The organism is Actinokineospora baliensis (assembly GCF_016907695.1).
GTDB lineage: Bacteria > Actinomycetota > Actinomycetes > Mycobacteriales > Pseudonocardiaceae > Actinokineospora > Actinokineospora baliensis.
On the sequence record NZ_JAFBCK010000001.1, the window covers coordinates 7171759 to 7191176 of the forward strand.

Consider the following 19418-nt stretch of genomic DNA (forward strand, 5'->3'; position numbering starts at 1 on the left):
CGAATCCAGTCTACGCAAGGGGGACCGACAAAACCGGGCCGCGCAGGCGAGGCACCTGTGGACAACTCGAGTTGTCCACAGTCTGTCCAGCCGCCGAGCGCACCGACCGGCTTTCCTTCAGTAGACTGGATTCGGGGGCTGCTGAGCGCGGCCCGCCTAGCGGGACAACAGGTCCGCGGCCCGTTCGCCGATCATGACGGCGGGGGCGTTGGTGTTGCCGGTCGGCACGGTGGGCATGACCGAGGCGTCGGCGACGGTGAGCCCGGTGAGGCCGTGGACGGCGAGGTCGGGGCCGACGACGGCGAGGGGGTCGGCGCCCATCTTGCAGGTGCCGACCTGGTGGTGGTAGGTGATCGCGGTGCGGCGGACGTACTCCTCGACGTCGGTGCCCGCCGACGGGTACAGCTCGCGGGCGCCCCACTCCTCGGCGAGGGCGGGCGCCGCGCCGAGGCGGCGGCACTGCTCGACGGAGGCGATGAGGCTGGCGAGGTCGTCGGGGTGCTCGAGGGCGGCGAGGTCGATCAGCGGCTCGTCGGCGACGCCGGGGCCCGACAGGCGCAGGCTGCCCCGGCTGCGCGGCGTCACCATGCCCGCCATCAGCGAGAACCCGGTGGGCGGCCCGGACATCCACGGCTCGTACATCGGCACGCTGAAGTGGATCGGCTGCGTGTCCGGCAGCGCCAGGTCCGGCCTGCTGCGCCAGAACAGGTGCGTCTGGGTCACCGAGCGGCCGCTCACCGGCGGTTCGACCTCGCGGCGGTCGGTCGCGAAGATCACCGGGGACAGCAGGTGGTCGTGCAAGTTCTCGCCGACCCCGGGCAGGTCGGCCACCACGTCGATCCCCAGCACGCGCAGGTCACCCGCGGGCCCGACCCCGCTGCGGAGCAGGATCGTGGGGGACGCGAGCGCACCAGCCGACAGCACCACCCGGTCGGCGCGCAACTCCCGCAGCTCACCATCGACCTCGGCGAGCACACCGACCGCGCGAGTGCCTTCGAACAGCACGCGGTGCACGATTGATCCCGTGTGGACGGTGAACAAAGGACTATCGAGGATCGGCTCCCCGTAAGCGATCCAGGTGTTGATGCGACGACCGTCGCGGGCGGTGATCTGCTCGACCGACACGCCGTCGAGCTCACCCGCGTTGTAGTCGGGGTTGAACCCGATCCCGATCTGCACCGCTGCGTCCACAATGGACCGCTGGATGGGGTGCAGCGGTTCGTTGGCGGTGACCGGGAGCAGGTCGTTCTCGATCCGCTCGTACACCGCCCGCACGTCCGCCCACGCCCACCCCGGCTGCCCCCACCCGTCGTAGTCGGCGGCGGCACCGCGGACCCAGATCATCGCGTTGAGCGCGTGCGACCCGCCGAGCACCTTGCCGCGCGGCAGGTGCAGGCGGCGGTTGGCGGCGTGCGGCTGCGGCACGGTGTGGTGGTCCCAGTCCTGCGGCCCGTGCCACAGCTCCCCCGCGCGCGCCGGGTCGTGGATGGCCGGGTTGGTGTCCCGGTCGCCCGCCTCCAGCAGCGTGACCCGCGCCCCCGCGTCGACCAGCCGCCGCGCCACGACCGAGCCCGCCGAGCCCGCTCCGACCACGATGACGTCCATGTGCCCGCCCTTCCCTGTGTGCGTGGCCACAGCTTGGCAACGGCGCACCCGCCCCGGCTGCCCCCGGAGCGGATCGATTCGCCAGCGGACAACGACCGTGCGGCGCCGGACAACACCGGGCGGTCACGCTCGGTCACGACAGGGTGCCGAGCACCCAGCCCGTGATGAACCCGATGACCAGCAGCCACAGCCCGAACCGGGCCGCCTGCCCCGGTGAGAACAACATCGCCATCTCGCCCCTCCTCGACCAGCCGGATCCCGACGCTTCTCATGGTGGCGCGCCGGGGTGGGGGTGCCGAGGGGTTTCCTGTCGCCTGGGCGGTGCCTGGCCGGGAAACCCGCGCGGCATGACAAGTGCCGGACAACTCCTGGTCAACTGGACACGCGGCGGCCGAGGCCCGGTTCAATCGGACCGTGCACCCACTAGCCGCCGACCTCAGGACGCTGCGCCGGGGCAGGGCCGTGCACGCGACCCCGCTGCCGCCGCGCCTGGGCCCCGCGCTGCGCGCCCTGTGCGCCGTCACCCCCGCCGACGACGACGTCGCCGCCCGCACCAAGGTGGTCGACACGCTCACCGAGCTCGCCGAGAAGCTCCCCGACGACCTCCGCCTCTGCTTCACCGCGGCGTTCGCCCTGTCCGAGGAGACCCGCCAGCCCTTCTACGTCGACCGGCTGGCCTGGGCGGGCGCCCAGCTCAGCCGGGAGAGCCGCACCATCCGCCGCCGGGTGGACGAGAGCATCCACACCGTCAGCCAGCTGGCCGGGTCGCGGCCCCGGCCGAGCTGGCACACCGAGGAGCTGCGCACGGTGGTCACGCTGACCGCCGAGCCCGAGGTGTTCGAGTTCCGCAGGCTGGTCGCCGACACCGAGATCACCGACGTCGACCTGGGCTGGTCGACCAAGGCCGGGGTCGAGGACCTGGCGATAGACCTGATCCACGGCGGCGTCCTGACCGACCGCGTCCGCAAGGCCCGCAACCGCGTCGCCACCACGGTCCGGCTCCCGGTGCCGTTGCGCGCGGGCCAGATCCACGACCTAGCCGTGCGACTGCGCCCCCGACCGATGCACCGGCACTACGTGTGCACGCCGCACACCCGCTGCCAGCTGTTCACGCTGCGCGTGGCGTTCTCATTGGCGGACGTGCCGGACCAGGTCCTGCTGCTCGACGGCGTGCCACCGGGCGAGGTGGAGGACGACCTGGCCGCCCACCACCAGCTGCCCGTGGATGGAACAGGGCAGATCACCGTGACCTTCACCGACCTGACGCCGCACCTGTCCTACGGCCTGCGCTGGTAGCCCTTGTCCACAACGGCCCTTTTCTTCCCCAGCCGCGACTTTCAGCCTGGGCCACGGGGTGGGGCGCTCGGTAGGCTGGATTCGGGGGCTGCTGGGAGCGGTTCGATCTTGTGCGCTTTCGTTGGCTCGCGGCCCAACCGGCCCGCCGCGACAGCCACGTGCTCCTGACCACCGGAACCTTGTCGCGCACCTGAGCGAGTACCGGTTGGTGTCGCGGGCGAACAGCAGGCCGGACAAGGCTTCGAGAACCCAGGCGCGTGCTGAGCAGCCCCCGAATCCAGCCTACTCGCGGGGACTGGCACTTCGGCGAGCCGAGCGAGGTGCCTGTGGACAACTCCGCGCGCAGCCTCAGGCAGGCAGTACCCGGCAAGATCAAGTGTCGCGAGCAGCCCCCGAATCCATTCTACGCAAGGGGAATCGGGGAACGCACATGGCGGACGGCGGCCTGTGGACAACGTCCGGGCACGGCTGCGGCGGGACGCAGAGCCCGCAAGATCGACTGTGCTGAGCTCCCCCCGAATCCAGGGTACGCGGGGAAGGTGGAGGATCGGGGTACGCCGGGGAGGGCTGTGGACAACCCGGAGTTGTCCACAAGGGACCGACCGCGGGAAAGCACCAGCCGGGTTCGCTCGCGTAGAATGGATTCGGGGGCGACTCAGCACAGTCGATCATGGCCACGGTCAGCCGGAGGCCAGGGAGCGGCGGACCTTCTCCTCTCCCAGCACCTCCGGCAGCAGCCGCGTCTCCTGTCGGTCCGCTTCCCCCCAGTGCGCCCGCGAAGCCGCGACGTCCCCTCGCACCGCGGCGACGTTGCCCAACCCCGTCAGTGCGCGGGCCAGTTCGTAAGCGCTGCCCGCCAGTTCCGCCAAGCCGCACGCCTCCCGGTATAGGCGCACCGCCTCGTCGAGTCTGCCCGCGTTGTAGTGGATCCAGGCCAGGCAGTTGAGGGCCATCAGCACGTCCACCGGTTGCTGGTCGGGTTGTGCCCGCGCGCGTTCCGCGTGTTCGAGCGCCTCGTCATACCGTTCCAGCATGGTCAGGGCCAGGGCGATCCCGCGGGAGGCGATGGCCACGTTCCGCATCCGCCCGGCGGTCCGGTACGCGGCGAGCGCCTCCTCGAGGTCGTGCGCGGTCACCTCGGGTTCGCCGTGGTAGAGGCGGGCCCAGGCGAGGCTGGACAGGGCGTCGGTGCGGCCCCAGGTGTTGCGGGCGGCGGTGAAGGCCGCCAGGGCGCGTTCGTGGCAGGAGATGGCGTCGGTGATGCGGCCCGCGTCGATGTAGGCCATGCCCAGGTTGTTGAGGATCATGCCGGTGGCCGACAGGTCACCTAGGGCGTCGGTGGCGTCGAGGGCCCGGGTGTGGGTGGCCAGCCAGGGCTCGTAGAGCTTGTCGCGGAAGAAGAAGGCGCGGAGGACGAAGGCGAGCTGCCAGCACGCCGTGTGCAGTTCGCGGGTCGCGGCCAGGTCGACGACGCGTTCGAGGGTGGGCCACTGGGCCCGCAGCCAGGTCAGGGCCGCCTCTGGGTCGGCGAAGGGCGGCAGCGGGGTGTGGTCGATCGCGGGGCGGTAGCGGGACGGTTCGAGGGTCTTGTCGGCGGCTATGACCTTGGCCAAGGCGTAGTCGACTAGGCGGACCACTGCGACCGCTTGGCCCTCCTCGGCGGGTTTGGCGTGCCGGGCGGCGAAGGCGCGCACTAGGTCGTGCACCCCGATGTGGCCTACGTCGTCGACGGTGATCAGGCTGGCGTCGTGCAGGCGGTCGAGTAGGACCTCGGCCTCGCCTATAGGCAGAGCGGCCATTGCCTCGACAGCAGGGACCTCCAGCACGGGACCGGGATGCACGGCCAGCAGCCCGAACAAAGCGCGCTCCTTGTCGGTCAGTGCTGCGTAGGACACGGCGAAGGCCGCGGCGACCGCGCGTTCACCGTCGTCGAGGGCGAGCAGGCGGGTTCGTTCGTCGGCGAGGCGGTCGCGCAGCCGGGCGCCCGTGCCCGACGCCAAGCGGGCGGCGGCGATGCGGATCGCCAGCGGCAGGTACCCGCAGAGGGCGGCGATCTCCTCGGCCTCCGCGGCGGCGGGCGCCCGGTTCCCGGCGACCGAGCGCAGCAGGGCGACCGCGTCGGCGGGCTCGAGCATGTCCAGCGGGATGTGCCAGGCCTCGTCGAGCGCGGGCAGCCTGCCGCGGCTGGTGATCAGCACCCGGCAGCCGTCCTCGGCGGGCAGCAGCGGGCGCACCTGCGCCGCGGTGGCGACGTTGTCGAACACCAGCAGCATCCGCCGACCGCGCAGCAGGTCGCGCAGCAGGTTCGAGCGGCCGTCCACATCGGGCGGGACGCGCTCGGAGGCGACGCCGAGCAGGCTGAGCAGCGCGTGCGATGCCTCCAGCGGGTGCACGGGGGTCGCGCCGGGGGTGTGGCCGCGCAGGTCGAGGAACACCGACCCGTCCGGGAAGGAGTCCTCGGCGTCGCGGGCCGCGCTGACGGCCACCGTGGTCTTGCCGACCCCGGCCAGGCCGTGCACCACGCACATCCGGACGAAGTCGCCGTGCAGCACGGAGGACAGCTGGTCGAGCACGTCCGCGCGGCCGACCAGGTGACCGGTGGCGTCCGGCAGCCCGTGCAGCCCGGGCCCGGTCCCCGCTCGCGCGGGCCGGTCCGGTTCGTCGAGCAGGGCGAGCAGGGCGCCACCGGCGTCGAGGGCCGCGTCGCAGGCGGCCGCGATCTCGCGGCTCGCCCTGCCCTTCCCCGTTTCGATCTTGCTGAGGTAGCCGCGGCTGATGAAGGCGGCGTCGGCCAGCGCCGACAGCGACATGCCCTTGGCGTGCCTGCCGCGCCGCAGAGCGGTTCCGAACTCGGTCATGGCTCCTGGTTCTCGATCCGGCGGCTGGTCCCACCCGGGGGCCGGTCGCGGCCGCCCCCGGGTGGTCGCGGTCATCCGAGCAGACCGACGGCCAGCAGCACAATGGTGACGTAGTGGGTGTGCACCGGTCTCCCCCCTCCATTGTCTTGGCGTTGCCGGTAAATCCGACACACCAATGGTCTTCCGGAACGGCGGGGTGGCGACAGGGGTTTCCTGTTTCCTGGGTTTTCCGGTGCCGGGAAACCCCTGGCGCGGTTTCCCGGTCGGAACGTGAAATGGGGTGCGGGAATTCGCGCGCGGCGCCGTACTGGGTACACTCGGGTGCCCGCCGGGGGAGATGGGGGTGAGCGGTGGTGAACGCCGACCGTCGGCTCGAGGTCCTCAACCACGAGCTCAAGCAGGTGCGCAAGGGACTCGGGGTGCACCAGGTGGGGCTACCCGCCTCGGCCGGTCCGGTGCTGCGCGAGCTGGCCGGGGTGCGCGCGGACGACCCGCCCGGCGCGGTGCGCGACAAGCTGATCGCCGCGGTGCGCGCGCTCGTGGAGCGGCTGCCGCAGGGGCGGCGGGCGTTGGCGCGGGCGGTGTTCGGGTTGGACAACCCCACCAACGCCGCCTACACGACCCGGCTGGCCGACTACGGGCAGACCGCGGATCGGGACGTGCGGACCATCCAGCGGCGCGCCGACGAGGTCGTGTACCTGGTCGCGGAACTGGCTTGCGCGCAGGCGACCGGTGACGGCGGCGACCCCGGCGTTCCCTGGCACACCAAGCGGTTGCAGGTGCGGCTGGTGCTGCGCGGCGCCGAGGTGGAGGTCTTCGAGACCCGCCGGATCGTCAGCCACCAGCCCGGGCTGACCGACGTGCGGCACGCCATCTCGGTCGGGCTGGCAGGCCGGGAGGCCGGGCCGGTCGACCTGGCGGCGCTGGGCATCGACGAGATCTCCGGCGGCGAGGTGCGGTCGCCGGTGATGGCCTCCGCCGACCGGGTGGCGTTCACGCTGCGGCCGCCGCACCCGCTGCAGCCCGGCGACGAGCACGACTTCTTCTTCCGGGTGCGCACCGGGGAGATCGCGCCGTTCTACTGCTGCACCCCGGAGTTCGAGTGCGAGCGGTTCACCCTCAACATCCGGTTCGAGCCCAAGCGGCGGCCGAGCGGGGTGTGGTTGATCGACGGCGAGTTCTCCAAGGAGGTCGCCGATCCGACCCCGGCGCGGCGGCCGCTGCGCCTCGACGACACCGGCGAGGTGCGGGCCGAGTTCACCAACCTGCGGCCCGCCCGGTCCTACGGGATCGGCTGGGAACCTGCGCCCTGACCAGCGCACCGTCGCCGAAGACCGCCCGGAGCGCGCGCGTCCACCGCGATCCGGTGGCGGGCACCGGGTTCGGGGGTGGCGACAATCGGCCACAGAGCTCCCGTGAGCGGGTGGCGAGCGGGTCCGCTGGGCCGTACCAGCGCTCGACCTGATCGGCGAAACGACGTGCTGACCCGGAGTCCTCCGTGGCCTCTACAGCGATTGTGTCGGCCTCTAGTGCCAACCGGTGCCGCGAGAGCCCCGCTGCCCTGAAGGCGGAAACGACCTCTTCTGCCCTCTCCCGCGCAGCGTCCACGCTCCCGGTGAGCAACAAGAGGCGAGCGTGCTCCACGGCGGCTGCGGGCCACTCTCCGCGGTGTGTCGGCCCAGGGGCCGCTCGCTGGATCTTAGGAAGCAGTTCCTCCACTAGGTCCCGCGCAAGCCAGTGTTGCCCCCGTAGCCGGAGGGCTCTTACCCGGATCAGGGCCATACGACTGCGTTCGGACTCTGACACCCAGACGGGCTCAACGCCTCTATCGCCAAGAACCACGTTGGCGGCGTTGTGGTCACCAAGCAGGTCGTGGGCGGCCGCGCGTAGGAAGCGAGCGCGGTACTCAGTGACTGGATCTCCGGTTAGTGCCGCAGCGTTGGCCAGAACAGCGTGGGCATCACCAGCGGCGAGTGCCATCCAGGCTGCTGCGAGGTTGTCTCCGGCCGCGACTCGGACTGTGTAAGAGGCGGCGAAGTCTCCGCGCTCTTCAAGGCGGTCGGCTACCGCGCGCAACAGAGCTTCCTTGGTCCGAACAGACAACGTCTGTTCACGCGCAATGTGGACTGCGTGCCTAAGGGTGTCCAGTCCCACCCTTGGGTCCGCCACAGCCCGCTCTAGGACGACAGCGGCACGCTCCACAATCGCTGCCACGTCCGTTCCTCGGCGGATCTCAGCAGCCGTCAACGGGTGCAGACGCCACGTTTGCCTGCCTGCGCTGCCCGGGTTGTCCACGGCGTGCAAGACCCCGTCGAGCTCGTCGAGCACCCGCGCCACCAGCATCGGCGCGGAGGAGCCGAACGCGGGGGCCACCCCCTCCACCAGGAAGTCCCCCGCGAAAGGAACCGAGTCGAGGACGGCGGCGAACGCCAGCACAGCGCGCGCGTGCTCGCCGTCAACTCGGATCGCACTACGCGCGAACGGCGGTACAGCGACCTCGGTGAAGCCCCAACGCCGGTTCGCGGTTCGCGCTGTCAGCACCGTCCGCACGCGCGGGGACGGAAGAACCAGCCGGGCCGCGTCGAAGTCCGCGGGCACGTCGTCGATCACCCAGAGGACGTCGACCCCGGCCACTGTCATCAGATCAGCGAGCGTGTCGCGGGCTTGGTCGAACTCCAGGCCGCTCAGGTCGACGGCGAACCGCTCGGCCGCCACGCGCCTCAGTTCCGCCGCGTACCAGGCGAGCGGATCCAGGCGGTCGAGGCTGGTCCACTCGACGCCACCGGCGTAGGCGGTCCGGAAGAGGACCCCGTACTGCTCGGCGAAAGTCGTCTTACCGGTCGCTGCCGCCCCCGTGACGACGACCGGCTGCACTGCGCGGTGCAGATCCCACAGCGACGCGTACCCGCCCACGAACCGCCGAGGCCGAGTAATGCGCTCCGGCATGCCGCCCTCGGCCAATGACACCCCATTGGCCGCTTGGACCTTCTTAAGCACGGCGTCGCCAATGGCCTCCAGCGTGACCCGGTCGGCGAGTCCTGTGGGATCCCCGCCGCCGACGGCTACGACCCGGTCCCGTGGTGGGCCGAGCCGCTCGGCGGCGAGCAGGGCCCTGGTGAACTCCCACTGGCAGACGTGCTGGTCGAGGTACGTCGGCGAACAAACCGCCACGAACACCGCTGCCTCGTCCAGTGCCTGGCGCAGTTTGTCGGTGACGCCGTCGAAGAGGGTGAGGTCGCGACCACGCGACACCGGGACACCCCGAGCCAGCAGCGCCGCCTCGATGAGTTCGGCGCTCGCCTCGTCGCCATGGGCGTAGCTCAGGAATACCCGTTCAGTGCTCACCCGGACAACGATGCCCCATCCGCCCGCTCAGCGAATCGGTGAAGTCGCGACAAAAACATGACAGTGTCCTGTCACGGCACGGCTTCAGGCTATTACCCCGTCGAGGTAGAGCCACAGGCCGCCGTCGCGGACGAAACGGCTCCGCTCGTGCAGGACACCCCGGTCGCGGTTGTGCCGGTAATGCGCGCGGAACTCGACCGCGCCCTTCGCGTGGAATGGACCACCGCCCTCGGTGGCCACGATTTCCAGCAGCGTCCACCGCTGGTCGGCGTCGAGCACCAGGTCGGTGGGCCGGGTGTCGGGGTGCCAGGTCCGGCTGACGTAGTCGACGTCACCGAGGGCGAACGCGCTGTAGCGGGACCGCATCAGAGCCTCCGCCGTGGCCGCGGGTGTGCCCGCGTGGGCGCGCCCGCAGCACTCGTCATAGGTCAGACCGGTTCCGCAAGGGCAGCGTCGCGACATGCGACCAGTATCGCGCCTCTTACGACCACGGGATGACAGCAGGACCAGCCCCGAGCGTGAGTCCCGGCTACCCCCGCCTTCCGTAGAAGTGTGTCAAGCCCGAATGGAGGGGACAGACATGCTCAAGAGATCGGTGGCCGTCTTGGCGACGGCCACACTCGCCGCGATGGCGTTACCCGGCATCGCCGCCGCCCGAGGCGGGGTGCAGGTGCAGTGGGCGCAGTGTCCGGATGACACGGTGCTCCAGTGCGCGGCCATCGTGGTCCCGCTCGACCACGCGCGGCCGAAGGGCCCGACCATCACGCTGCGCGCCACGAAGCTGCCCGCGGGCGACCAGCGGAACAAGATCGGCACGCTGTTCATCAACAACGGCGGCCCCGGCGGTTCCGCCGCCGACTTCACCCCGGTCGCGGCGCAGCTGCTCGGCGCGAAGGTCACCGCCCGCTACGACATCGTCGGGGTGGACCCGCGCGGCATCGGCGGGTCCCGCAACTGCGTCACCGACGGGTGCGGCTCCGCTCCCCTGACCTGCTCACCGACACCGGGTGGCCCCGCCGAGGTGGCCAAGCCGGTGGAGCCGTTCCCGGCGACCGCCGAGGACGTGCCGGGGTTCCTCGCCTACGCGGACTACCTGCGCGCCCTGTGCGCCACCGGCTCGAACCCGGTCATCCGGCACATGTCCACAGCGGACACCGTGCGAGATCTGGAGCTGATCCGCCAGGCCGTCGGGGACAGCGCGTTCAGCTTCTACGGCCTGTCTTACGGTTCCGTCGTCGGCGCCACCTACGCCGCGATGTACCCGGACCGGATCCGCAACCTGATCGTCGACAGCGTGGTCGACCCGGTGCAGTGGAGCACCGGAAAGGGCCGGGACTCCCGGTTCCTGGTCACCACCCGCATCAACAGCGCGGACGGGGCGTGGGAAGCGCTCACCAGCGCGCTCGCCGAGTGCGACCGGGTCGGGCCGAGCCGGTGCGCGGCATCGGGCTCCGCGCGGGCGAAGTGGACCGCGGTCGTCGAACGGGCCAAGCAGGGGCCGCTGCAGACCGCGGAAGGGCCGCTGACGTACCCGAACCTGATCAGCCTGGCGCACAGCGCGCTGACCATCCCCGAGGGCTACCCGCTGCTGATGGACCTGCTGCAGCAGCTGCACCAGAGCGGCACCGCCCGCGCCGCGGCGGCCCCGTCGCTGTCGGCGCTCAAGGAGGTGGCGGCCAAGACCAAGGCACAGCAGGTCCGCCCCGCCTTCGAGGGCGTCGCCTGCGGCGAGACCAACAACCCGACCGACCGCGACGCCGCCACCCGCTCGGCGGCGCACGCCAACCGCACCGCGCCGGACTTCGGTCCGCTGTGGGCCTGGCTCAGCGCGGTCTGCGGCAACTGGCCCGCCCACTCCCCCGGCGCCTTCCAGGGCCCGTGGCGGGTCAGGACCTCGGCACCCCTGCTGATCGTCAACAACACCCACGACCCGTCGACCCCCATCAGCGGCGCCCGAGCACTGCACCGGCTGATGCCGAACTCGGCCCTGCTGCCGGTTTCGGCTTACGGCCACGGCGCCGTGGGGATCTCGTGCGTGGGCAAGACCTACGAGAAGTACCTCCTCGACGGCATCCTGCCGACCGGCGGGTGCAAGGCGGACACACCGCTATTCCCGTAGTGCACTTGGCCCCCGCACCCCGGTCACCCCGTGGTGCGGGGGCATCACCGTTCCCGCCGGACCTCGCGGTGACTGGTGTCGCACAACGGGTAGATCTTGCTCCGCCTGCACGTGCACACCGCGGTCACGAACCGCTCGGACCGCACCACCGAGCCGTCTTCCCCGTGCACCACCACCGGACCGTCCACAAGAACCGGTCCACCCGTCACCCTGATCGTTGGTTCCACTCCCGCGTATACCTCGCGACGGCAGCCGGGAAACCCCTTCACACAAGGACATTCTCCGTCTCACGCAGCGAGGGCGTGTCTGCCTCCCAGGCCGCGAGCAGGCACTGCGCCAGCCGCTCCTCAAGCGATTCCGCTGCCAGTAGACCAAAAGCGACATCGGCGGCCAGGTGCGGTTCGTCCTCCAGGAGCCCGCCGATCACCTCGTGCCGCAACACCTGCTCGTGCACCGCGTCCGCCTCGATGTGCTCGCTGTAGAACCGAACGCACGCCTCGGGCGCCGACAGCTTCCGCAGCGCGCTCACCATCCGGCGGGCGCTGGGCCCGGTAGTGATCTCGGTGGCGGCGAAGTGGCCGACCAGCGCGCCGCGCAACGACCGGTGCAGCCCGAACAACGACATCAGGTTGACCGTGGCCAGCGCGGGCGCGGGGACGACGTCGAGGTAGTGCAGGTACCCGCTGGACAGGTCAGCTGCCTCGAGCAGGTCGGCGAACAACCGCGAGTGCATCCGCTCCGCGTGCCCCCCGCCGAACTCGTCGAACTCCACGGCCACCACCGCCGCCTTGGCCCGGCCGCGCAACCTCGGGATCACCCACGCGTGCGGATCCGCCTCCTTCAGGTGGTAGATCGACCGGTGGACGAACAACTCCCGGAAGTGCCACCACTGGCCGCGTTCACGCAAGAAATGCGGCACCCCGCTTCCCGGCACCCGCTCCACCAACAGGTCGTCGACCACATCAGCCACCCCGGCGGTCCCGACCTCGTCGCGCAGCGCACCCAGGAACGGGCGCTCCAACTCGGCCCGCAGGCGGAGCAGGTCCGGATCCCACTCCAACTCCTCGTCCACGCCGTCGAACCCCCGGTAGTGCAGCTCGTAGAGCAGGTGCAGGGCCAGGGTCAGATCCTCACCGTGCGGATCGGCGTCACCCACAGGCGGCAACAAGCCTCGACGCCCCCGAAGGACGTCGACGACCGCGGCGGAGAGCTCGCCGCGCGGGGCGGGAAGTGGCATCGGGAGTCCTTTCGAGCGACTCCCCCGCGACTACCCCAATCCGGTGACCCCCACACCCACCGCCTCGTTACCCCGATCCGGTGACCCCCACTCCTGTCACCTCGTCGATCAACCTCCCCCTGCGCAGAGCCGCACGCTGCCGATCCGCACCCGTGCCCGATGCGAGCAGCCGGTCGATCGCCGCGCGGGTGAAGGCCCAGTCACCGGTTTCACGCAAGGCCGGGGCGGTCAACCGCAAGAGGGCGTCGATCTGGGCGCGGGCCGTGGTGGCGACCCCGGCGACGGGGTCGATCGCCGTGCCCAGGCCGTGGCGGGCGGCGCACCACAGGGACGCGGCGCCCAGTTGGGGGTCCAGGCGGGGGCCTTCGCGGCCGTGGGCGAGTTCGTCGAGGGCGACTCGCACCAGGGCTCTGGTCAGGGCGGCTTGCAGGACCGCCTCCCACGGGTGTTGCACGGTGTCGGCCACCCGCACCTCCACCGTCGGCAGGTGCGCGGAGCGGCGGGCCAGCCAGAACGTCATCCGGTTGTCCACGATGACGCCGCAGTCCACCAGTCGGGCGATCTGCTCGTCGTGGTCGGCGCCGGAGGTGAAGTACGGCGGCAGCCCCGCGCCGGGGAAGCGGGCCTGGTCCAGCAGGCGCAGGCTCTCGTGCCGCCGGTCGCGGCCGCCGCGCACGGGGGAGTTGACCGACAGGGCGAGCAGCGTGGGCAGCCACGGCGCCAGGTGGTTGACCACGGCTGCCGCGGTGTCCGGGTCTGCCACGCCGACGTGCACGTGGCAGCCGCAGGCCTGGTAGTCCTCCAGCACGGCGGTGAACCGCTCGTGGATGGCGGTGAACCGGGCCTTGTCCGAGCGCGGCGGCGGCGGGCCGTCGACCACCGGCACCCCGGAGGCCATCGGCAGTACCCCGTGCGCCACCGCCGCCTCCCGCACCGCGCGCCGCGCCCCGGCGATCTCGTCGCCCAGGCAGTCGAGTTCGGTGCACACCCCGGTGGCGGTCTCGACCTGGGTCGGGAAGAACTCCGCCTGCCCGATCCACGGCCCCACCCGCAGGTCGGCCAGCACCGCGGCCGCGGCGGGCACCGGGTACCCGGCGTCCGGGTCGACGAGCAGGAACTCCTCCTCCACCCCCACGGTCAACCCGCTCGCGCGGTCGGTCGCGCCACGGCCGGGAGCGGGCAAGCTGATCACCACGGGTGCCTCCAGCGGGGTCGCGGGTGCCTTCGGCGCGGCTACCCGGATCTCGACATGATCAACCACTGGGGGCCGGGGTGGCGCGGAGTCAGCCCGTTTGGGCGATCCGACCCACCCGGGCGTCCACCGCTCGGACGAGGTCGAGGTACCGGCGCTCGGCCGCGGCGGTGTCGCGTTCGACCACGACGACGCCGAAGCGGCCGATCTCCAGCGCGCCGAGCATGTAGGCGACCGCGCCGGTGCGGGTTCCGGTGCGGTAGTGCAACCTGTCCCGCACAAGGGTGTCCACGACGTCCGAAGGCGACAGTGCGCGGTATTCGCCCCGGTAGAGGCGGTCGGTGGCGAAGTACGCGCGCGGGGCGCCGTCGGGGGTGAGGTAGCGCCCGGTCTCGGGGTCGTAGCCGCCTTCGACCAGGCCGTGCAGGAGGAAGTACGGCGCGGTGCCGCCGCCCATGCGCAGGTTGAGCTCCAGCGCGTGGTGGCGCCACCGCGATCCCGAGCGGACGGAGACGAAGTCGACGCTCGCGATGCCCACGACCGACCGGGACGCCAGGGCCCGCGCGGTGCGCAGGGCCAGTTCCTGGATCTCCAGCCGGTAGTCGGCGCGGGCGGGGAACGCGCACCCCGCGAAGATCTGCCCGTCGAGCACCTGGTCGTGCGTGGTGAGGACACCGACGTCGCCACCGGCGCCCATCACCACCTGCGCCGATGGCGAGGTGACCTCGTCGCCCTCCACCAACCGCTCCACGACCGCGCCCATGGCCTCGACCTGGGTCAGGTAGTTGTCCCACTCGTCCGGCGGGGTGGCGAACTCCGCGCGGCGCGGCAGTTCCCGGCGGATCCACTCCCGCAGACCGGACACCGGTGCGCCGTCGAAGGAGAAGATGACGTTGCCGCCCGCGCCGAAGCTCTCGTTGAGCTTGATGATCGCGCGCGCCATCGTCGGATCCGCGCCCCGCAAGGACTCCAGCGCGCCGACGACGTCATCGAGGTCCCGCAGGCCCTCCGCGCCGTCGGCGACCGGCACCCCAGCGGACCGGAAGAGCCTGCGGGAGCCGGATTTCGTGCCCAACTCCGCCTGATCGGGGTCCGGCGCGTAGAGCGGAACGCCGAGCCGGACGGCCAGGGTGCGCTCGAGACCGGAGCTGGTGAAGGTCACCAAAACCGCGTCCTCGCGGGAAAGCGCGCGCAGCCGGGCCAGGACACCGGGGTGGCGCAGGATCTTCGCGGTCAGCGGGATCGGGTCGCGGCTGCCGCAGTCGAGCATCGTCAAGCGGGACTTGGCGTGCGCGCGCGGCAGCGACGGCACGAGGTCCAGCGCGTACTCGACCACTTCCGGCGCGACCGGCTCGCTGGTCACGTACACCACGCGCGTCCCGGGTTCGCGCAGCAGCTGCAGGGTGAACAGCAGCCGCTCCTCGTAGTGCTCGATGCCGGGGATCTTGACCAGCCCGGCGCTGTCCATGCTCAGGCTGGGCACCACGACCACGGTGCGCGGTGGACCCGTCCCGGCGAACAGGTCGGGGACCCGCCGCTGGGCCCGTCGGAAAGCCGTCCGCTCCAACGTGTCGTCCACCCTCGGCCCCCTTCCCCGCACGGACCCGCCGCCCTCGGCCGCGGGGCCCGCCCGCCCATGGTGGGTGCCTGCCCGACCGGCGAGCAACCTCCGGCGGCCGAACTGTAAACGAGTGGTCTAGAGCACCAACCCCCCGTAGTCGGGAGCGTTCCCAACGGTTTTCCTTTGCCCACAAGGATTTCCCGAGATCTTGACACCGATGTGTAACCCAGGCCACACTGATCACCAGCTCCGCTGTGGGAGCGCTCCCAAACCCCGACTCGACCGCTGAGGGGTCCCGTGCGCCGTCAACCGTGGAGGGTCCGCGCCCTCGCCATCGCCACCGCAACCGCCCTCATCGCCACACCGTCCGCCTGCGGCACCGGGATCGTCGCGCACGACCCGGGCGCCCCGCTGGAACTGACCATCGCCACGTTCACCGAGTTCGGCTACGAGGACCTGCTCATCGAGTACCAGCAGACCCACCCCGGGATCAAGGTCCGACACCTGCGAACGGGGCAAGGAGGCCCCTACCACCAACAATTGTTCACCCGCTTGGGTGCGGGATCCGGGCTCGCGGACGTGGTCGCGATCGAGGAGGGCTACCTCTCCGACGCGCTCGCCGCGTCCCGCCGCTTCCACGACCTGGCCGCGATCGGGCCGCGCGAGGTGACCGGTGACCGGTGGCTGGACTGGAAGTACGCCGCCGCCAAGGCCAAGGACGGCTCGCTCATCGGCTATGGAACCGACATCGGGCCGCTGGCGATGTGCTACCGGGTCGACCTGCTCGCCGCGGCGGGCCTGCCGACCGCGCCGGAGGCGGTCAAGCCGCTGTTCGCCACCTGGGAGGCCTACTTCGCCGCGGGTGACGACTACGTGGCGCGCACCGGCAAGCCGTGGTTCGACTCGACCGCGCAGATCTTCAACGCCATGCACAACCAGTTGCCCACCGGGTACTTCGACACCGACGACACGCTGGTGGTGGCGTCGAACCCGGGCATCAAGCGCAACTGGGACGCGGTGACCGCCGCGGGCGCGCGCGGCCAGTCCGCCGGGCTGACCGCGTTCTCCGCCGAGTGGGAGGCCGGGTTCCGGGCGGCGGCGTTCGCCACCAAGACGTGCCCGTCGTGGATGTTGGGCGTGATCAAGGCCCAGGCGGGCCCGCGCGGTGCGGGGCTGTGGGCGGTGACCGACGCGTTCCCCGGTGGCGGCGGCAACTGGGGCGGGTCGTACCTGGCGGTGCCCAAGCAGAGCGCCCACCCCAGGGAGGCCGCCGCGCTCGCGGCCTGGCTGACCGCGCCGGAGCAGCAGCTCAAGGCCTTCGCCAGCACCGGGAACTTCCCCAGCCAGGTCGCCGCGCTCACCTCGTCGCGGCTGGTCGGCACCGTCGACGACTACTTCGGCGGCGCCCGCACGGGTGAGCTGTTCGCCGCGCAGGCCCGCAAGGTGTCGGCCCCGCAGTACAAGGGGCCCGGCGACGGGCGCATCCAGGAGAACGTGGCGACCCCGGCGCTGCGGGCGGTGGAGCAGGGCACCGACCCGGAGCAGGGGTGGCGGCGGCTGGTCGAAGGCGCCGGGAAGATCACCAGGTGAGGTTCACGCCCTACCTGTTCATCGCGCCGTTCTTCCTGCTGTTCGTGGTCACCGGGCTGTTCCCGTTGCTCTACACGGGTTACGTCTCGCTGTTCTCCTGGGGCCTGGTCGACGACGCGCCCAGCTTCGTCGGCCTGGCCAACTACGCGGAGCTGCTCGGCGACGAGCGGCTGGGGTCCGCGGCGGTCAACACCCTGAGCATCTTCCTGCTCGCCACCGGCCCGCAGCTGGTGGCGGCGGTGGTCCTCGCGGCGCTGCTGGACGCGGCGCCGCGGGGGGCCACCGGGTGGCGGGTGGCGGTGCTGGCGCCGACGGCGATGAGCGCGGTGGCGGTGGGGGTGGTGTTCGCCAACCTGTTCGGGCCGCGCTACGGGCTGGTCAACGAGGTGCTCGGCGCGCTGGGGCTGGGCGCGGTGGACTGGCAGGCCAACCGGTTCGGCAGCCACCTGGTGGTCGCGGCCATGGTGAACTGGCGATGGACCGGGTACAACGCGCTCGTGGTGCTCGCCGCGATGCGGGCCATCCCGCCGTCGGTGCACGAAGCGGCCATTGTGGACGGTGCGGGTCGGCTGCGCCGGTTCTGGCACGTGACGCTGCCGATGCTGCGGCCGACGCTGCTGTTCGTCGTGGTCACCTCGACCATCGGCGGGCTGCAGGTGTTCACCGAGCCCAAGCTGCTCGACCCGCAACCGGGGTCGGCCAACGGCGGCGCGTCGGGGCAGTTCCAGACGGTCGCGCTCTACCTGTACCAGTCGGCGTTCGAGACGCAGCGGCTCGGCTACGCCTCGGCCGTGGCCTGGGTCCTGCTGGTCGCGGTCGGCGCGCTGGCGTGGGCGAACTACCGGCTGACCCGGCGGCTGGCGGGCCCCGACCGGTGAGGACGTGGGTGTACGGGCTGCTGGTCGCGTTCGTCGCCGGGTCGCTGTTCCCGTTCTGCTGGGCGGTGCTGGTCGGCGACCAGGCGGCGGTGTCGGCGGTGCCGCTGGCCCCCGGCGGGCACTTCCTGGCCAACGCCCGGCGGGTTTTCGACACCGTGCCCTTCTGGCGCGCTCTCGGCAATAGCGCACTCGTGGCGGGCACCGTTACCGTGTCGACGGTGCTGTTCGCCAGCCTCGCCGGGTTCGCCTTCGCGCGGGTGCGCTTCCCCGGCCGCGACCGGCTCTTCGCGTTCGTGGTGGCGACGATGGCGGTGCCGACGCAACTCGGGGTCATCCCGCTGTACCTGGCGATGGCGGAACTGGGCTGGGCTGGTGGGCCGCAAGCGGTGATCGTGCCGAACCTGGTGACCGCGCTCGGGGTGTTCTGGATGCGGCAGTACACGGTCGCGGCGGTCCCCGCCGAACTGGTCGACGCGGCCAGGGTGGACGGCTGTTCGCTGCCGCGGGTCTACTGGCACGTCTGCCTGCCCGCGGTGCGGCCCGCGCTGGCGTCGCTGGGCATGTTCACGTTCATGGCCAGCTGGAACGACTTCCTGTGGCCGCTGGTGGTGCTCGACGCCGACCACCCGACTGTGCAACTTGCACTGGAGCGGCTGCAATCGGGGCACTACGTGGACTACCCACTCGTGCTCGCGGGCGCCACACTGGCCACTGTGCCGGTACTCGTGGTGTTCGCCGTGCTCGGTCGGCGCTCGGTCGACGGGGTCGCGCTGGGGTGAACCTGGAAGCGGTCGCCCGGTTGGCCGGTGTGTCCCGGTCGACGGTCTCGCGCGTCCTCAACGGCTCGCCCGGGGTCAGCCCGCGGACCAGGGCCGCGGTGCTGGCGGCGGTGTCGGCGCTGCGGTACCGGCGCAACCAGGCCGCGCGGTCGTTGGCCAGCACCACGACCGACACCGTGGCGGTGGTGATCTCCGAGGACCCCGACCGCACCTTCGACGACGCGTTCCTGGCGGGGGTGCTGCGCGGCATCACCGCGGGACTGGCCGGTCGGCGGGTGGTGGTCGCGATGAACCCGTTCGAAGTGTCCGACGTGGACGGTGCGATAGTGCTGAGCCTCAGCGGCCACGACCCGCTACCGGGACGGCTGCCGATCCCGGTGGTCCTGGTCGGCCGCCCACTCGGCCCCGGTGTGTCCTATGTAGATTCAGACAACCTCGGCGGCGGGGCGCTGGCAGGAGCGCACCTGGTGGCACGGGGCCGTTCGCGAGTAGGCGTACTGGCCGGTCCCCCCGACGTCGCGGCCTGCGTCGACCGGGTGGCGGGCCTGCGCCGAGCCCTCGGGTCTGCGGTGCCCGCTGGGGTGGTGCCGTGCGCCCTGACAACCGAAGCAGGCGCGGCGGCGATGGCAGGCCTCCTGGCGACGACCCCGGACCTGGACGGCGTGTTCTGCGCCTCCGACACCATCGCGATCGGTGCCCTCCGCTACCTGCGGTCAGTGGGCACGGCAGTCCCCGAATCCCTCTCGGTGGTGAGCTTCGACGACACAGCCCTGGCCCAGGTGTGCACCCCAACCCTGACCACGGTCCGCCACTCCCCCGAAAACCTCGGCAGCACAGCGGCCTGGCGGCTGGCGGCGCAACTGGCGGGAGAGCAGGACCTGCCCCAGTCGATCGTGCTCCCCACGGAACTGGTGGTTCGCGAATCGAGCTAGCCCCTGGCGGCGGCCGGGTGGCCGCC

Annotated in this window: 15 protein-coding genes; 7 read left to right on the plus strand and 8 right to left on the minus strand. The window is 71.7% G+C overall.

Annotated features, from left to right (window positions below):
- Positions 1 to 156 precede the first annotated feature (156 nt).
- A complete protein-coding gene (locus JOD54_RS31625; protein WP_204455592.1) occupies positions 157 to 1605 on the minus strand; it encodes a GMC family oxidoreductase in 1449 nt (482 codons plus the stop codon).
- 414 nt (positions 1606 to 2019) lie between these two features.
- On the opposite strand from JOD54_RS31625, the gene JOD54_RS31630 reads away from it, so the two are divergent.
- Positions 2020 to 2901 (plus strand): hypothetical protein, encoded by an 882-nt coding sequence (locus JOD54_RS31630; protein ID WP_204455593.1) that lies wholly within the window; start codon positions 2020 to 2022, stop codon positions 2899 to 2901.
- A 680-nt stretch (positions 2902 to 3581) separates the two neighbouring features.
- Here the strand turns inward: JOD54_RS31630 and JOD54_RS31635 are convergent.
- Positions 3582 to 5759, minus strand: coding sequence for a tetratricopeptide repeat protein (locus JOD54_RS31635; protein WP_204455594.1), 2178 nt, complete (start codon positions 5757 to 5759; stop codon positions 3582 to 3584).
- A gap of 353 nt (positions 5760 to 6112) precedes the next feature.
- Here JOD54_RS31635 and JOD54_RS31640 point away from each other — a divergent pair, with 353 nt between their 5' ends.
- The gene (locus tag JOD54_RS31640; RefSeq protein WP_204455595.1) at positions 6113 to 7072 is read left to right on the plus strand and encodes a hypothetical protein; all 960 of its coding nucleotides are present in this window, start codon (positions 6113 to 6115) and stop codon (positions 7070 to 7072) included.
- Here the strand turns inward: JOD54_RS31640 and JOD54_RS31645 are convergent.
- Both JOD54_RS31645 and JOD54_RS31650 read right to left on the minus strand, forming a co-directional pair.
- Positions 7017 to 9104: a toll/interleukin-1 receptor domain-containing protein gene (locus tag JOD54_RS31645; protein ID WP_204455596.1), complete on the minus strand. Its 2088-nt coding sequence runs from the start codon at positions 9102 to 9104 to the stop codon at positions 7017 to 7019. The two genes, JOD54_RS31640 and JOD54_RS31645, sit on opposite strands and share 56 nt — an antisense overlap.
- A gap of 84 nt (positions 9105 to 9188) precedes the next feature.
- A complete protein-coding gene (locus JOD54_RS31650; RefSeq protein WP_204455597.1) occupies positions 9189 to 9566 on the minus strand; it encodes a YchJ family protein in 378 nt (125 codons plus the stop codon).
- A gap of 118 nt (positions 9567 to 9684) precedes the next feature.
- Here JOD54_RS31650 and JOD54_RS31655 point away from each other — a divergent pair, with 118 nt between their 5' ends.
- Complete coding sequence (locus tag JOD54_RS31655; RefSeq protein WP_204455598.1) at positions 9685 to 11223, plus strand: alpha/beta hydrolase; 1539 nt, start codon at positions 9685 to 9687, stop codon at positions 11221 to 11223.
- A 44-nt stretch (positions 11224 to 11267) separates the two neighbouring features.
- On the opposite strand, the gene JOD54_RS31660 is transcribed toward JOD54_RS31655, so the two are convergent.
- From JOD54_RS31660 to JOD54_RS31675, 4 genes are all read right to left on the minus strand, one after another.
- Positions 11268 to 11432 (minus strand): CDGSH iron-sulfur domain-containing protein, encoded by a 165-nt coding sequence (locus JOD54_RS31660; RefSeq protein WP_372440370.1) that lies wholly within the window; start codon positions 11430 to 11432, stop codon positions 11268 to 11270.
- A gap of 56 nt (positions 11433 to 11488) precedes the next feature.
- Positions 11489 to 12460, minus strand: a complete 972-nt coding sequence (locus JOD54_RS31665) for an iron-containing redox enzyme family protein (protein WP_204455600.1) — start codon at positions 12458 to 12460, stop codon at positions 11489 to 11491.
- Between the two features lie 67 nt (positions 12461 to 12527).
- Complete coding sequence (locus tag JOD54_RS31670; RefSeq protein ID WP_307860436.1) at positions 12528 to 13721, minus strand: YbdK family carboxylate-amine ligase; 1194 nt, start codon at positions 13719 to 13721, stop codon at positions 12528 to 12530.
- A 22-nt stretch (positions 13722 to 13743) separates the two neighbouring features.
- Positions 13744 to 15231 (minus strand): ATP-grasp domain-containing protein, encoded by a 1488-nt coding sequence (locus tag JOD54_RS31675; protein WP_307860437.1) that lies wholly within the window; start codon positions 15229 to 15231, stop codon positions 13744 to 13746.
- A gap of 279 nt (positions 15232 to 15510) precedes the next feature.
- On the opposite strand from JOD54_RS31675, the gene JOD54_RS31680 reads away from it, so the two are divergent.
- From JOD54_RS31680 to JOD54_RS31690, 4 genes are read left to right on the plus strand one after another with little or no spacing between them, the layout of a single operon-like run.
- Complete coding sequence (locus tag JOD54_RS31680) at positions 15511 to 16803, plus strand: extracellular solute-binding protein (protein ID WP_204455601.1); 1293 nt, start codon at positions 15511 to 15513, stop codon at positions 16801 to 16803.
- On the plus strand, positions 16761 to 17681 hold the full coding sequence (locus JOD54_RS34875) for a carbohydrate ABC transporter permease (RefSeq protein ID WP_372440371.1): 921 nt from the start codon (positions 16761 to 16763) through the stop codon (positions 17679 to 17681). Before JOD54_RS31680 ends, JOD54_RS34875 begins: the two co-directional genes overlap by 43 nt.
- Entirely contained in the window at positions 17633 to 18460 is an 828-nt protein-coding gene (locus tag JOD54_RS34880; protein WP_307860439.1) for a carbohydrate ABC transporter permease, read from the plus strand. The genes JOD54_RS34875 and JOD54_RS34880 overlap by 49 nt, the downstream gene beginning before the upstream one ends.
- Entirely contained in the window at positions 18457 to 19392 is a 936-nt protein-coding gene (locus JOD54_RS31690) for a LacI family DNA-binding transcriptional regulator (protein WP_204457037.1), read from the plus strand. Before JOD54_RS34880 ends, JOD54_RS31690 begins: the two co-directional genes overlap by 4 nt.
- Positions 19393 to 19418 lie beyond the last annotated feature (26 nt).

What these genes read in the sequence shown, in the direction of transcription:
- JOD54_RS31625 (WP_204455592.1), bottom strand. Translation starts at nt 1,605, where the DNA reads ATGGACGTCATCGTGGTCGGAGCGGGCTCGGCGGGCTCGGTCGTGGCG.
- JOD54_RS31655 (WP_204455598.1), top strand. Translation starts at nt 9,685, where the DNA reads ATGCTCAAGAGATCGGTGGCCGTCTTGGCGACGGCCACACTCGCCGCG.
- JOD54_RS31650 (WP_204455597.1), bottom strand. Translation starts at nt 9,566, where the DNA reads ATGTCGCGACGCTGCCCTTGCGGAACCGGTCTGACCTATGACGAGTGC.
- JOD54_RS31665 (WP_204455600.1), bottom strand. Translation starts at nt 12,460, where the DNA reads ATGCCACTTCCCGCCCCGCGCGGCGAGCTCTCCGCCGCGGTCGTCGAC.
- JOD54_RS31635 (WP_204455594.1), bottom strand. Translation starts at nt 5,759, where the DNA reads ATGACCGAGTTCGGAACCGCTCTGCGGCGCGGCAGGCACGCCAAGGGC.